This window comes from Kitasatospora misakiensis (genome assembly GCF_042656005.1).
GTDB lineage: Bacteria > Actinomycetota > Actinomycetes > Streptomycetales > Streptomycetaceae > Kitasatospora > Kitasatospora misakiensis.
In genome coordinates this window covers 97,731-110,612 of the sequence record NZ_JBHSOF010000015.1, presented here as the reverse complement: position 1 = coordinate 110,612, position 12,882 = coordinate 97,731, and the positions used below count along the sequence as shown (strand labels likewise).

At 74.4% G+C, this 12,882-nt stretch carries 14 protein-coding genes; 7 read left to right on the top strand and 7 right to left on the bottom strand.

Translation table 11 applies throughout. The features are described 5' to 3' along the window. The first annotated feature begins 239 nt into the window (after positions 1-239). The 3 genes from ACFP3U_RS14535 (at position 240) to ACFP3U_RS14525 (ending at position 3,314) form a co-directional block, all read left to right on the top strand. Positions 240-1,160 (top strand): histidine kinase, encoded by a 921-nt coding sequence (locus tag ACFP3U_RS14535; protein WP_380225900.1) that lies wholly within the window; start codon positions 240-242, stop codon positions 1,158-1,160. A gap of 88 nt (positions 1,161-1,248) precedes the next feature. Further along, positions 1,249-1,878, top strand: coding sequence for a helix-turn-helix domain-containing protein (locus ACFP3U_RS14530; protein WP_380225899.1), 630 nt, complete (start codon positions 1,249-1,251; stop codon positions 1,876-1,878). Beyond that, a complete protein-coding gene (locus ACFP3U_RS14525; protein ID WP_380225898.1) occupies positions 1,875-3,314 on the top strand; it encodes an MFS transporter in 1,440 nt (479 codons plus the stop codon). Before ACFP3U_RS14530 ends, ACFP3U_RS14525 begins: the two co-directional genes overlap by 4 nt. Before the next feature lie 32 nt (positions 3,315-3,346). Here ACFP3U_RS14525 and ACFP3U_RS14520 read toward each other — a convergent pair whose 3' ends face one another. After that, entirely contained in the window at positions 3,347-4,018 is a 672-nt protein-coding gene (locus ACFP3U_RS14520; protein WP_380225897.1) for a DUF6629 family protein, read from the bottom strand. Between the two features lie 47 nt (positions 4,019-4,065). After that, the gene (locus ACFP3U_RS14515; RefSeq protein WP_380225896.1) at positions 4,066-4,968 is read right to left on the bottom strand and encodes a DMT family transporter; all 903 of its coding nucleotides are present in this window, start codon (positions 4,966-4,968) and stop codon (positions 4,066-4,068) included. Positions 4,969-5,300: 332 nt separating this feature from the next. Between ACFP3U_RS14515 and ACFP3U_RS14510 the strand changes: the two genes are divergently transcribed. After that, on the top strand, positions 5,301-5,564 hold the full coding sequence (locus ACFP3U_RS14510; RefSeq protein WP_030303654.1) for a dsRBD fold-containing protein: 264 nt from the start codon (positions 5,301-5,303) through the stop codon (positions 5,562-5,564). 121 nt (positions 5,565-5,685) lie between these two features. On the opposite strand, the gene ACFP3U_RS14505 is transcribed toward ACFP3U_RS14510, so the two are convergent. Continuing rightward, positions 5,686-6,381, bottom strand: coding sequence for an alpha/beta fold hydrolase (locus tag ACFP3U_RS14505; protein WP_380225895.1), 696 nt, complete (start codon positions 6,379-6,381; stop codon positions 5,686-5,688). Positions 6,382-6,486: 105 nt separating this feature from the next. Next, the gene (locus ACFP3U_RS14500) at positions 6,487-7,506 is read right to left on the bottom strand and encodes an aldo/keto reductase (protein WP_380225894.1); all 1,020 of its coding nucleotides are present in this window, start codon (positions 7,504-7,506) and stop codon (positions 6,487-6,489) included. 170 nt (positions 7,507-7,676) lie between these two features. Between ACFP3U_RS14500 and ACFP3U_RS14495 the strand changes: the two genes are divergently transcribed. Continuing rightward, on the top strand, positions 7,677-8,270 hold the full coding sequence (locus ACFP3U_RS14495) for a TetR/AcrR family transcriptional regulator (protein WP_380225893.1): 594 nt from the start codon (positions 7,677-7,679) through the stop codon (positions 8,268-8,270). Between the two features lie 127 nt (positions 8,271-8,397). Beyond that, positions 8,398-8,868 carry a MarR family transcriptional regulator gene (locus tag ACFP3U_RS14490; protein ID WP_380225892.1) on the top strand — a complete coding sequence of 157 codons (471 nt, stop codon included), beginning with the start codon at positions 8,398-8,400 and terminating at the stop codon, positions 8,866-8,868. Positions 8,869-8,885: 17 nt separating this feature from the next. Here the strand turns inward: ACFP3U_RS14490 and ACFP3U_RS14485 are convergent, their stop codons facing one another. Continuing rightward, on the bottom strand, positions 8,886-9,812 hold the full coding sequence (locus ACFP3U_RS14485) for an AEC family transporter (RefSeq protein ID WP_380225891.1): 927 nt from the start codon (positions 9,810-9,812) through the stop codon (positions 8,886-8,888). Positions 9,813-9,962: 150 nt separating this feature from the next. Here ACFP3U_RS14485 and ACFP3U_RS14480 point away from each other — a divergent pair, with 150 nt between their 5' ends. Continuing rightward, complete coding sequence (locus tag ACFP3U_RS14480; RefSeq protein ID WP_380225890.1) at positions 9,963-10,418, top strand: HD domain-containing protein; 456 nt, start codon at positions 9,963-9,965, stop codon at positions 10,416-10,418. A gap of 428 nt (positions 10,419-10,846) precedes the next feature. Here ACFP3U_RS14480 and ACFP3U_RS14475 read toward each other — a convergent pair whose 3' ends face one another. Beyond that, positions 10,847-12,064 carry an ROK family transcriptional regulator gene (locus tag ACFP3U_RS14475; protein ID WP_380225889.1) on the bottom strand — a complete coding sequence of 406 codons (1,218 nt, stop codon included), beginning with the start codon at positions 12,062-12,064 and terminating at the stop codon, positions 10,847-10,849. Positions 12,065-12,314: 250 nt separating this feature from the next. Beyond that, complete coding sequence (locus ACFP3U_RS14470) at positions 12,315-12,710, bottom strand: aggregation-promoting factor C-terminal-like domain-containing protein (protein WP_380225888.1); 396 nt, start codon at positions 12,708-12,710, stop codon at positions 12,315-12,317. Positions 12,711-12,882 lie beyond the last annotated feature (172 nt).

Genomic DNA, 12,882 nt, shown 5'->3' with positions numbered 1-12,882 from the left:
GCGAGGGCCGGGGGCGCGCGCGGACGGGCGTGCGCCGGTGCGGTGCTCCCGTCGGGCGACGGAGGGCGACCCCGCTGGTCGGCGGGGGGCCGGCGGCGGATGTGGCTCCGGAGCCGGATTGTCACCCGGGCGGCGGGGGCGCAGGCTTGGCGCAGGGCCGGGGAAGCGGCCCGCGCGCGGTCCGCCCCGGGGTGGCGGACCGGGTTCGCGAAGACTCCGCGAAGGACGAGGGCAGGACGATGACAGGCGGGAAGCTCTGGGGCTACGTCGCGTCGGGTGCCCGGGCGCTGGGCGGGCTCGGCCCGCTCGGACGGTCCGGGGCACTGGCGGGTGCGCGGCTGCTCAAGGGCGTGGGTGGGAACGTCCGGCCGGAACCGGTCGGACGCGGGGCGGTGCTCGGCGCGGCGGTGGCGATGGCGGCGGCCGGGGGTTCGGGCCGCGCGGCGTCCGGCGGCATGGCCGGACCGCAGTTGCTGTCGCGGCCCGAGCTGGAGCGGTTGCGCTGGATCGACCGGGCCGGCGGCTGTGTGCCGGACGCGCGCCACGTGCAGGTGGCCGAGGTGGTCGGGCGGGTGCTGCGGGGCGGTGGCCGGGCGTCGTCGGTGGCGGTGCGCGTGCCGGTGGGGCTGCCGGTGGTGGTCGCGGACGCTCCACGGCTGGAGGCGGCGCTGGCCGCGCTGGTCGACCATGCGATCCGCCGTACCCCGGCGGGGGCTCGGGTGGTGGTGCGGGCCGATCCGCTGCCGGGGCCGGACGGCCTGTTCGGCGCCCGGGGCGGCTCGGGCTTCGGCGGCTCGGGCCTCGGCGGGGCGTTCGACGGCGGGGCCTCCGGTGGGGGAGCGTTCGGCGGTGGGGCGTTCGCTGGGCCGGACGCCTGGACGGTGGAGCCCGCCCGGGTCGAGCTCCGGGTGGTGGACCGCGGGCTGTCGGAGCTGCCGGAGGCGCGGGAGTGGCTGCTCGGCGGGGGGTACGGCGTCGAGCCGGGTCCGTCGGGTGCACCGGGTCTGTCGGGCGCCGGGTGGGGCGCGGGCGGCGGGCCGGGGCGGATCGGGTCGTCGATGTCGGCGCTGGTGCGGGCGGCCGGGGGTCGGCTGAGGGTGGAGCAGACGCCGGGGGGTGGGCTCACCGTGGTGCTGGTGCTGGCCGTCGCGCGGGACTGAGCGGCGTCGTGCGGGACCGGGGGCCACTGCAAAGAGTTCTTCGCAAAAAACCTTTGCGAAGAACTCTTTGTGGTTCTAGAGTGCTGCCATGACCGATGACCGCAGGTGGCCGCACAGTCCGGACCCGCACACCGATGTCGTGATCGACGCCAAGGGCCTGCGGGCCCTGGCTCATCCGGTGCGCGTGCAGCTGATCGGGCTGCTCCGCAAGAACGGCCCCTCCACCGCCACCAGGCTGGCCGAGCAGTTGGGGCTGAACTCGGGCGCGACCAGCTACCACCTGCGTCAGCTCGCGGCGTCCGGGTTCGTCGCCGAGGACACCGAGCGCGGGAATGCCCGCGACCGCTGGTGGAAGGCCGTCCACCAGGTGACGTGGTGGACGGACACCGATCTCGCGGAGGAGGAGCCGGAGGCGGCGCTGGGCTACCTGCGGTCGATCGTCGCGGCCCACACCCTCACCGCGCAGACGGCGCTGAACGCCTACGAGACCATGACGGCCGAGTGGCGCCAGGCGGTGGACCTCAGCGACATGGTGCTCCAGCTCACCCCGGAGGAGGCCCGGACCCTGGCCGGAGAGCTGTCGGCGGTGATCGCCCGCTACCGCCGGATCGACCCGGAGGGCCCCGCCCCCGAGGGCACGGACCGGGTGGCCGTGGTCGTCCACGTGCTGCCCGAGCCGCAGGCCACCGACGAGGACGAGCAGGAGGGGCGGTCATGAGCGCGCATACCAAGACGCCGGCCCCGGAGGCGGCCATGGGGACGGCCGTCGGCCCGCGCAGTCTCCGGCCGCTGGTCGGTGTGCTGACGGCGATGGCCATCTCGCTGACCGGCACCCGGGTGTCGGCGATCGCCCTGCCGTGGTTCGTGCTCGCCACCACCGGCAGCGCCACCATGACGGGCGTGGTCGCGTTCGTCGAGCTGGCGCCCTACGTGCTGGTCAAGGCGTTCACCGGTCCGGTGATCGACCGGCTGGGCCCGCGGGTCGTCTCCTGGACGACGGACGCGGTGAGCGCCGTCGCGGCGGGCCTGGTCCCGCTGCTGCACGCGCTGGACCTGCTGCCGTTCTGGCTGCTGCTGGTCATGGTCGCGGTGATCGGTGGCGCCCGCGGGCCGGGGGACTTGGCCAAGGAGGTCATGGTCGCCGAGGCGGCCGACCGGGGCCGGATCCCCATGGAACGGGCCACCGGTCTGTCCGGGGTGACGGAGCGACTGGCCACCACGATCGGTCCGGCGGTCGGCGGCGGGCTGATCGCCCTGCTCGGCCCGATGGCCGGTCTGACCGTCAACGCGGTCGCCTTCGCACTCGGTTCGCTGGTGATCGCCGTCGCGCTTCCGCGCGGGATGGGCCGGTCCGCCGCCGCGCCGACCGGTGCCTCTGTGTCCGACACGGGTGCCGGTGCCGGTGCCGGTGCCGGTGCCGACGCTGAGGCTGACGCCGATGCCGGGGCGGACCGGCCGGTCGGCTACTGGCGGATGTTCCGGGAAGGCTTCGCTTTCCTGCGGGGCGAGCCGCTGCTGATGACCGTCATCGTGACGGTCGCGGTGACCAACCTCCTCGACGCTGCCTTCGCGACCGTACTGCTGCCCGTCTGGGCCCAGGAGACGGGCGGCGGCCCGGCCGCGATCGGCCTGACCGGGAGCGTCTGGGGGACGGCGGCGGTGGCCGGCAGCCTGATCGCGGCGGCGGTCGCCCACCGGTTGCCGCGTCGGGCGGTGTTCTTCGTCGGCTTCCTGCTCGCCGGGGCACCGCGCTTCCTCATGCTGGCCGTCGACGCCCCGATGGGCCTGGTGGCCGTGGTCTTCGCGGTCAGCGGTTTCGGTGCCGGCTTCCTCAACCCGATCCTGGGTGCCATCCAGTTCGAGCGGGTGCCGCGCCACCTGCTGGGCCGGGTCAATGCCCTGGGCGACTCGCTCGCCTGGGCCGGGATCCCGCTGGGCGGGCTGATCGCGGGCGCGACGGTGGCGGTGGTCGGGCTCATACCGGTGCTGCTCGTGTCCGGCGGTCTGTACATCGCCACCACCGCCCTGTCCGGCCTGCGGTCCGAGTGGCGGGAGATGGACCGCAGGCGCGGCCGCACCCCGGCGGCGGCGCCCGACGCGAGCAGCGATCCGGAGCGGAAGGTGCTGGCCCCGACGGCCTCGGTCGGCGGCTGACCGCCGGCCGACCGGCAGTGGGCCATGGGGGACTACCGGTGCGGGACCCGGAGGTGAGGAACGGGAGGCGGGGAGGTTGTCCAGCGGAGGAGGAGTACGGAGGTGAGGGCGGCCAGGGCGCACCAGGTGGAGACGAAGGCGAGCTGCCAGAGGAGGGCGCACACCAGGGCACCGACGCCGGTGAGCAGACCGAGCCGGCGAAGGTGGCGGTCACCGCTGAGGAGGAGTGAGCCGACGGTGGCGAGGAGGTAGCAGGTCAGGAGGAGAGCGGGGTGTGGGGCGCCGAGGCGGTAGTCGAGGGTGTGGGCATGGGCGGTGGCGCCGACGGGGTGAGTGGCGACGGTGTGCGCCAAGGGGACGGCGACGAGGACGCCGAGGACCACGAAGCCGGTCAGCAGCCGCCGACGGGGCCGGTCGACCTCCGCCGCACAGCGGACGCCGATCGGTACCAGGAGCGGGAGCAGCGGTAAGGCGATCACCGCCCAGGCCGTGCGGGCCCAGGTGGCCGGGGTTGCGGGCAGGTCGGCGTCGGCGCCGAGCCAGACCGCGGCCTCGATCAGCTGGTGCACGCCGAGGACGAGGGGAAGCGCGGCGAGCGGCAGGCGTTCCGGCCGGCCGGAGCGTTGGACGCGCACCAGGCAGAGCACGCCGACGGCCGTCACCGCACCGCCGACGACGAGGTCGGCCTGGGCGCTCCAGCACATGGGTGCTCCTGTGGTCGGCGGGCGGGGTGGTCGGGGTGGTCGGTCGGTCAGCCGGGGTCGACGGGCGGCCCGGTGTCGGGGGTGTCGTCGGTCGAGGCACCGGCGGTGTCCGGCATGGCGGGGTGGCGACCGATCACCACGACGCCGATCACGATGGCCACCAGGCCGACCGCCTCCCAGGCCAGGGCCCACGGGGTGACCCGGAGGCGGTCGCCGAGGAAGCCGACCGCGCAGACGATGCCGGAGATCGGCTGCGCGGCGGTCAGCGCGGGCAGGGACATCCGCAGCGGCGCGGCCTCGAACGCGCTCTGGACCAGCAGTAGTCCGACCACCCCGGCCGCGACGACGGCGTACGGCTGCCAGCTTTGCAGCACGGCGTCCAGTCCCTCGTGGTCGAGCCGTTGGGTGGTGGTGCGGGTGAGCGCGTCCTGGAGTCCGTAGAGCAGGCCGGCGGCCAGGGCGAGCAGGGTCGCCTCCTCGAACAGCGGCATGCGGCGGGCCGTGGAGACCAGCAGCAGCGTCAGCCCGACCACGATCCCGACCACCAACCAGTGCCGCAGTTCGCTCGCCGGTGGGCCGCCGCCGGTCGGGCGGCCGGCCACGATGAACACCGTCACCCCCAGCCCGAGCAGCAGCACCCCCGCCCAGCCGGAGCGTCCGAGCGTCTGGCGGGTCAGTATCCGCGCGAGCGCCATCGCGAAGATGAGGTTGGTGGCGAGGAGCGGTTCGACGAGCGACACCTCGCCCTGGTTGAGGGCGAGGGCGGAGAGGATCAGTCCGGTGACCATGAACCCGGTGCCGAGCAGCCACTCCCGCATCCGCAGCAGGTCCAGCAGCAGTCGCCAGTGCAGCAGGTCGGCACGCGGGGCCCGCTGCGCCGCGTGCTGCTGGAGGACGAATCCGAGGCCCAGGAAGCAGGCCGCACTCAGTGCGAGGAGGAAGACCGCCACGGAGGGACCACCCGATGGTTGCCGACGGCGCCGCACCGCCGGGCTCCGGGGCCTCGGTCTGGTGCGCCCAGGCGGTTCGGTGTTCCGGAGCGGGGTGTTCGCGGCATTGGCGCGCTGTGGCCAGCCTACCGCCGGGGTGCGGCGCCGACCCCCGGAGTGGCCCGGTCGGGGTGTCGGGGGCGGTCCGGCCGCAGTGCGCGGAGGGGCGGCGTCCGGCGCCCGCTTGCCGCCGCCGTGCCGACGGGCGCACGCTGGTGTGAGTGGCCGGCACGGGAGCACGCCCGGACCGGCCCGAGCGGGCGCGGCCGGGCCGCGGCGCCAGGAGGTGTGGCATGCACAACCAGTGGGATGTGGAGCTGAGCTTCGAGGAGGACGGCGTTCACACCGGATGCCAGGCGAGGCTGACCGGTGCCCGGGCGCCGGGCCTCACCGCACACGGGGAGTCGACCAAGAGCGCGGACGACCGTCCACTCGCCAGGATCGGCGAGGAGGTCGCGGCCTCCCGGGCGCTGGAGGAACTCTCGCGCAAGCTGAGGGCGCAGGCGACCGGGGAGATCGAGGACGAGGGGCACCGGCCGGGGTACCTGATCTACTGACGCCGTCGGGAGAACGGGCTGTCGTAGAGGGCCGACGCCCCCGTCGTGGGGTGCCGGCCCCCTGCGCTCGGTCACCGGCCCGGTTCGCCCGCAGTCGCAGCCGCCGCCATCACAGCCTCCGTCACAGACTCAGCACCAGGTCCCGGACCGCGCTCGGCCGGGACAGGAACGGGTGGTGGCCGGCGTCGAGTTCGACGACGCGGCCGGCCCGGCGGGCGTACTCGCGCTGCAGCCGCGCCGGGGTGCCCCGGTCCTCGGCGCAGACGAGGTACGTCGAGGGCACCTGCTGCCAGGCGGCCGCCCCGACCGGCTGTCCGGTGACGTGCACGCTCTGCCGGGCGAGGTGGTCCGCCGCCCGCGCCTGGACCTCCGGCTCGCAGTCCTGGAGGAAGGTGTCCACGAGCAGTTCGGGGCGGACGCCGAACGTGCCGGTGTCGGGATCGACGTCCAGGAACGGGGCCGGGCCGCCGTCCCCGAACTCCGACAGGCTCTGTCCGACCTCGGGCAGGTAGCTGGAGATCAGCAGCAGGTGGCGCACCGATCCGACGCCCGCAGCCGCTTCCGCCGTGACGACACCGCCGTAGCTGTGGGCGACCACGACGGTCGGTTCGTCGTCGGCCTGCAACACCTGCCGCACCGCTGCCACGTCCTCCGGCAGCCCCGGCCCGTCGACACCGCCGGGCCGGCCCGTCTCGCCGCAGCTCGGCAGGGCCGGGGCGACGCTCGGCACTCCCCGCTCCCGCAGCAGTCCGGCGGTGCGGTGCCACCACCACGCTCCGTCCCGCACGCACGCCCCGTGCACGAACACGACTCTCATCGCCACCTCCACGTCGGCTTCGATCGACCCGTGCCGACCATGTTCCCTCCCTTCACGGGCCGCGGTCCGCACCGGTGCCTCCTTCCAGCGGGCGCCCCGGGAGGGTCAGCGGCGCCGCAGCGACCGGTCCAGCAGCGCGGGCGGAGTGTCGTGCTTCTCGTCCGGAGCGAGGTCGACGCCGGGGGCGACGATGGCGTCGATCGCGTCCAGTACGTCCGCAGGGAGCACGACGTCGGCGGCGGCGAGCTGCGCGTGCAGGTGCTCCGGGGTGCGGGGGCCGATGAGCGCGCTGGTCACCGCGGGGTGCGCGGTCACGAAGGCGAGGGCGAGCTGGATCATCGTCAGTCCGGCATCGTCGGCGACCTTGGCCAACTGCTCGACCGCGTCGAGCCTGGCCCGGTTGGACGGCAGGGCGGGGTCGAAGCGCTGCGGCATGAAGGTGGAGCGGTTGGTGGTGATCGCCCGGCCCTCGCGGATCGCGCCGGACAGCCAGCCCGAGGCCAGCGGGCTCCAGGCCAGCACGCCGAGGCCGTACTCCTCGGTCACCGGCAGGACGTGGGCCTCGATCCCGCGCTGAAGGATCGAGTAGCCGGGCTGTTCGGTGACGTAGCGGCTCAGGCGGTGTTCGCGGGCGGCCCACTGGGCCTGGACGATGCGGTGGGCGGGGAACGTCGAGGAGCCGAAGTGGCGGATCTTCCCGGCGCGTTGCAGGTCGGTCAGGGCGGAGAGCGTCTCCTCGTCACTGGTGCGCGGGTCCCAGCGGTGGATCTGGTAGAGGTCGACGTGGTCGACGCCGAGGCGGCGCAGGCTGGCGTCCAGTGCGGTGACCAGCCAGCGGCGCGAGCTGCCCCGGTGGTTGCGCTCCTCGCTCATGGGCATGCCGGCCTTGGTGGCCAGCACGATGTCGTCGCGGCGGCCGGCGATGGCCCGGCCGACCATCTCCTCCGACTCGCCGTCGCTGTACATGTCGGCGGTGTCGATGAGGTTGATCCCGGCGTCGAGGGCGGCGTCGACGATGGCGGTGGCCTCGCCCTGGGTGGTGCTGCCGATCCGGCCGAAGTTCATCGCGCCGAGCGCGAGGGTGCTGACCTGCACGCCGGTGCGGCCCAAGGTGCGGTACTGCATGGCTGTGTTCCTCCGTGACGGATTGTGGTGCGTCGGGTGGTGCCGGCCGGCGGTGGGTCGGGCGGACGGGAGGGTCCCGCTTCGGCTAGGCTTCCGAAGCGGAACGTCGTTCCAGATACGATACGGAACAGCGTTCCTCTTAGTCAACCACCGCCCGGACGGAGAACGTGGTGCCCACTGGAGACGAGCCGGCGAAGGCGCCGACCCGAAGCAAGCGAGCCGACGCGCTCCGCAACGAGCAGGTGCTCCTCGGTGCCGCTGCCGAGGTGTTCGCCACCTCCGGCGTCGACGCGCCGATCCGCGAGATCGCGGCGAGGGCGGGTGTCGGCGTCGGGACGATCTACCGGCACTTCCCGACCCGGGCGGACCTCGTCGTCGCCGTCTACCGCCACCAGGTCGAGGCCTGCGCCGAGGCCGGCCTGACCCTGCTGGCCGCCGCCGACTCGCCCTTCGCGGCACTCCGTCAGTGGGTCGACCTCTTCGTCGACTTCCTGGCCACCAAGCACGGACTCGCCAACGCCCTGCAGTCGGACAGCGGCTTCGACGCGCTGCACTCCTACTTCCTCGACCGCCTGGTGCCGGTCTGCTCGCAGCTGCTCGACGCCGCCGCCGAGGCCGGTGAGATCAGGCCCGGCACGCAGGCCTACGAGCTGATGCGCGGGGTCGGCAACCTCTGCATCGGACGCGGCAGTGACCCTCGCTACGACCCCCGCCGGCTGGTCGACCTCCTGCTCCAGGGCCTGCGGCAGCCGCCGTCACCCTGACATCGGCCGGCGGGTGGGCGGGATGGTGGCGCATTGACGGGAGAGGCCGGGGGTAGGGGCGAGGGAGGTGTTCAGGGGACTCCGGGGAGGGGTGCACGAGGTGGAGCCGACACAGACGCCGACACCGATGCCGACACAGACGTCGACACAGCTGCCGACGCCGACGCAGCTGATCCGTCTGCTGCGCGGGCTGACCGCCGAACTCGACCTGTTCGGGGCCGAGTTCGCCGCGCGCAACGGCATGCATCCGACCGATCTGCGGGGGCTCATCCATCTGGTGGACGCCGCACGGACCGGGACGGTGGTCACCCCGGGGCGGCTCGGTGAGGCGCTGGGGCTGAACTCGGCCGGGACGACGGGGCTGATCGACCGGCTGGAGCGGCTCGGGCTGATCCGGCGCGAGCGTGACGAGGATGACCGCCGCAGGATCCGGCTGCTGGTGGAGGAGCGCGCGACCGAGCTCGGCGAGGTCTTCTTCGGCGCCCTGATCGCCGATCTGATGGCCGCGATGGGCGCGTTCGGGGAGGCGGAACTCGCCGTGGCGCGACGGTTCCTGGTGGCGATGACCGGGGTGGTGGCCGCGGCCCGGGCGGAGTGAGGGAGCGTGCGGCGGGGCTATACCGGGCCGAGTGCCCAGCCGACCAGCGACAGGGTGGCCATCGAGACGAGCGTCGAGGCGAGCACGGTGTCCCGGGCGAAGGCCGCGCCGTGGTTGTACTCGCGCGCGTAGGTGAACACGTTCTGCGCGCTCGGCAGCGCCGCGAACAGCACCACGGTGAGCAGTTGGTGGGGCGGCAGGTCGAGCACCAGCGCGCCGACCGCCCAGGCCGTCAGCGGCTGGACGAGGTTCTTGATCGCGACCGCCGATCCGACCTCCAGGTAGCGGGAGACCCCGGTGACGGCGGGCGGGTGGCAGATCGAGAGGCCGAGCGCCACCAGGGCGGTCGGTACGGCGGCGCCGCCGAGCAGTTCGCAGGAACGATTCAGCTCGGCGGGCGGCCGCCACCCGGTCGCCGACAGCACCGCGCCGAGGCCCACCGCCAGCAGGATCGGGTTGCGCAGCGGCAGGGTGAGCGCCGCCCGCAGCCCCGCGCGGCCGGAGTCCAGCACGGTCAGCACCGTCGGCGTGACCACCAGGATCTGGAACAGCACCACCGGGCCGACGAAGGAGGCGTCGCCGAGCACCTGCACGGCCACCGGGATGCCCAGGTTGGCCGAGTTGACGTACCCGGCCGCCATCCCGCCGAGGGTCCGCTCCGGCAGCCCGCGGCCGAACAGCCGGTACGAGACGAACAGTCCGAGCCCGCACGCCACCACCGTGCTCGCCGTGAACGCCACCATGGAGGGGTTGGCGAACCGGTCCAGCGGTGTGCGGGAGATCATCAGGAACAGCGCCGCGGGCATGGCCGCGTGGAAGACGAACCGGTTCAGCACCTGCTCGGCGTGCTCGCCGAGCAGCCCGCTGCGGCCGAGCAGGTAACCGACGCCGGTCAGGGCCCAGATCGGGGCGAAACCGGACAGCAGCGGGTGCAGGCTCGACATGGCTTCCTCGGTGCGGTCGTCGGTGCGGGTGGCGGGGCAGCCGCGCGGCCCGCGGGGCGGGTGGGACGCCGAAAGTCAATCAGCCGGTCGGGCGGTGCCGACGGGCAGGCCCCCGCGCGGTCGGGCCGACCGGGTGCCTACGATGGCGGGGTGGACTACCTGAGCCTGGCCGAGGTCGAGCGGATCGCCCGGAGCGCGCACGCGGGGCAGACCGACAAGAACGGCCACCCGTACACCGAGCACCTGTCGGCGGTCGCCCACGGGGTGGCGGCGCGCGGCGGCAGCGTCGAGCAGATCGCGGCCGGCTGGCTGCACGACGCCGTCGAGGACGACGCGTTGACCCGCGAGTGGTTGGCCGAGGCCGCCCTGAGCGACACCACCAAGGCCATCGTGGACGCGCTCACCAAGCGCCCCGGCGAGCCGCTGGAGGAGTACACCGCGCGCATCCTCGCCACGCCGGGCGCCCTCGTCGTCAAGCAGGCCGACCTCGCGCACAACTCCGACCCGGCCCGACTGGCGAGCCTCGACCCGGCGACCGCCGAGCGCCTGGCGGCCAAGTACCGCCGCACCCGTGAACTGCTCGGTCTGGCGGCGGAGTCGGACTGACCTCCGGTCAGCCTCCGCTCGGCGCGGTCGCCGGCCGCAGCACGGGTACGGGTACGGGCGCGGACACGAAGCGCGCGAACGGGTCGCCCGGATCCTCGGCGAGGTCGAAGAACTGCTCGCGGTGGTTGCCCCAGGCGTAGCAGATGTACTCGCGGGTCTCTGGCCCGTCAGGACCACCAGGACGATGGGGCGTTGTGCGGTCACGGCGGGCCGTCCGTTCGTACCGTTCGTAGGGCGGTGGCGAAAGGGATCGTCCGGACCGGCCGGTGCGTGAACAGCAGGCGCCGCCCCCGGACCGCCTCGGCCGAACGGCCACGGGCGGTTTCTCTCACACCGAGAAGAATCCGGGGAGAATGGTCGGACCCCGCGCTCGCGGCAGAGCGGCACGACAGAGCGGCGCGACCGGGCCGACGCGGAGCCCGCCCCCCTCAGCGCGTGATGAACGTGGCCCCGTCGGCGAGCCGGACGGCGGCCGCGGCGGCGCCGACCAGTTCGGCGGCGGCCGGGTCCACCACCGTCAGCCGCGGCAGCACCGGGACCCGGCCCTGCAGCCGGGACTCGATCGCGGGCAGCAGCACGCCGCCGCCCTCCCGGAACAACCGCCCGCCCAGAGCCACCAGTTCGGGCCCGAGCACACTGATCGGCCCGGCCACCAGCAGGGCCAGGTCGTCGATGAGCTCGTCCACCAGGCGCACCGCGGCCGGCGCCCCCTCCCGGGCCAGCCGGAACAGCCCGGCGACCCGCTCGGCCGACGTCCCGGACACGCCCAGCCCGGCCTCCGCGATCCGCCGGTCGACGGCGTGGTCGCCGATCCGCGCCTGGGTGTCGCCGACGCGCCCCGCCGGACGGTCCAGCGCCCGGCGGTCGGCCATCAGGTGGCCGAGGGCGCCGGCCGAGCCCAGCCGTCCCCGGTGCAGCCGGCCGCCGAGGACCAGCCCGGCGCCGACCTCGATCCCGACCAGCACGGCGACGAGGTCGCTCACCCCGGCGCCCGCCTCGCTCCGCTGGACGGCCAGCGCGACCAGGTCGACGCTGCTCTCGACCGCCACGGGGATGCCCAGCCGTTCCTGGAGCGGTGCGCGCAGCCGCAGCCCGGGCCAGTCCAGCGCCGGTGCGAACTCCACCAGCCCGGTGCGGTCCCGGACCGCCCCGGGCACCCCGACCACCAGCGCGCGGGCCGTGCCCGCGTGCCGTCCGGCCCAGGTGCGCAGGCCGTCGGCCAGCGCCAGCAGCGGCCCGGTGAGGTCCTCGGCGGACGGCTCACGGGTGCGGTCCGGGCCGAGCCCGGGGGCCCAGTGGTGCTCGGCCTCGTGCAGGACGGTGCCGTGCAGGTCGGCGACCACGCCGACGATCCGGCGCGGCCGCAGCGCCACCGCCAGGACGGTCTGCGCTCCGGCGTTGTAGCGGATCAGCTGCGGCGGCCGGCCGCCGCCGGACGGCGCGCGCTCGGCCTCCACGACCACCAGCCCGGCCGCGCGCAGCCCCTCGACCAGCCGGTGCACGGTCGCGGTGGACAGCCCGCTCTCGGCCGCCAGCCGCTGCCGGGAGAGCGACCCGTTCCGGCGCAGCACCTCCAGCAGCACGGTCTGGTTGACCTGCGCCACGGTCCGCGTGGTGGCGGTCGCCGGGCGCGGGGCTCTGGACACCGGGTGCTCCTCGGACGGGGCCGGGCGGGCCCGAACGGCGGCGGGGACTTCGTCTCGGCCCGAATATATCCGGCGAGGGGCGGTATATCGGGGGAGGGGCGGTGCGTCCGCCGGGAAACGGCCGAAGGCCCGACCGCGCGGATCACGCGCGGTCGGGCCTCGGGTCACCCCGGTGATCCCTGTCCGACCCCGGGGTGAGGGGGGACAGATGGTCCGGATGCCGTTGCCGTGGAGGGGTCCTCGGTCGGGCTTAGTACCAGTGGTGGTTCTGCCAGAAGACCCAGGCGGCGTTCGGGCTGCCGTAGCGGGTGTTCATGTAGTCCAGCGCCCAGCGGATCTGGGTGGTGGGGTTGGTCCGCCAGTCGGCACCGGCGCTCGCCATCTTCGAGCCCGGCAGCGCCTGGGCCAGGCCGTACGCGCCGGAGCTCGGGTTGGTCGCGGTCACGTTCCAGCTGGACTCGTGGGCGATGATCTGGCTGAACGAGGCGAGCTGGTTCGCCGGGACGATCTGCGCGGCGATGGTCTTCGGGGAGACGGTCGCGGCGGAGGCGGTGGCGGGCATCACGCCGGCACCGATCGCGGTCAGACCGGCGGCGCCGGCAAGAAGGGCGGCAGAGGTGCGCATACGAAGCTTGAAAGTGGGCATGAAGAACAAGACCTCAATCAGGTTGGGCCGGTGCTCGCCCCGCTCGGACCGTGGCCGGACAGGGGCCATGACGGTCGCGGGGCGCGCATCGGCAGTAGTTCGTGGAAGCCGCTCTCCGGTGTGACAGGTACCGGGTACAGCTGGCGACGAGAGCCATTGTTGCCAGACCGGA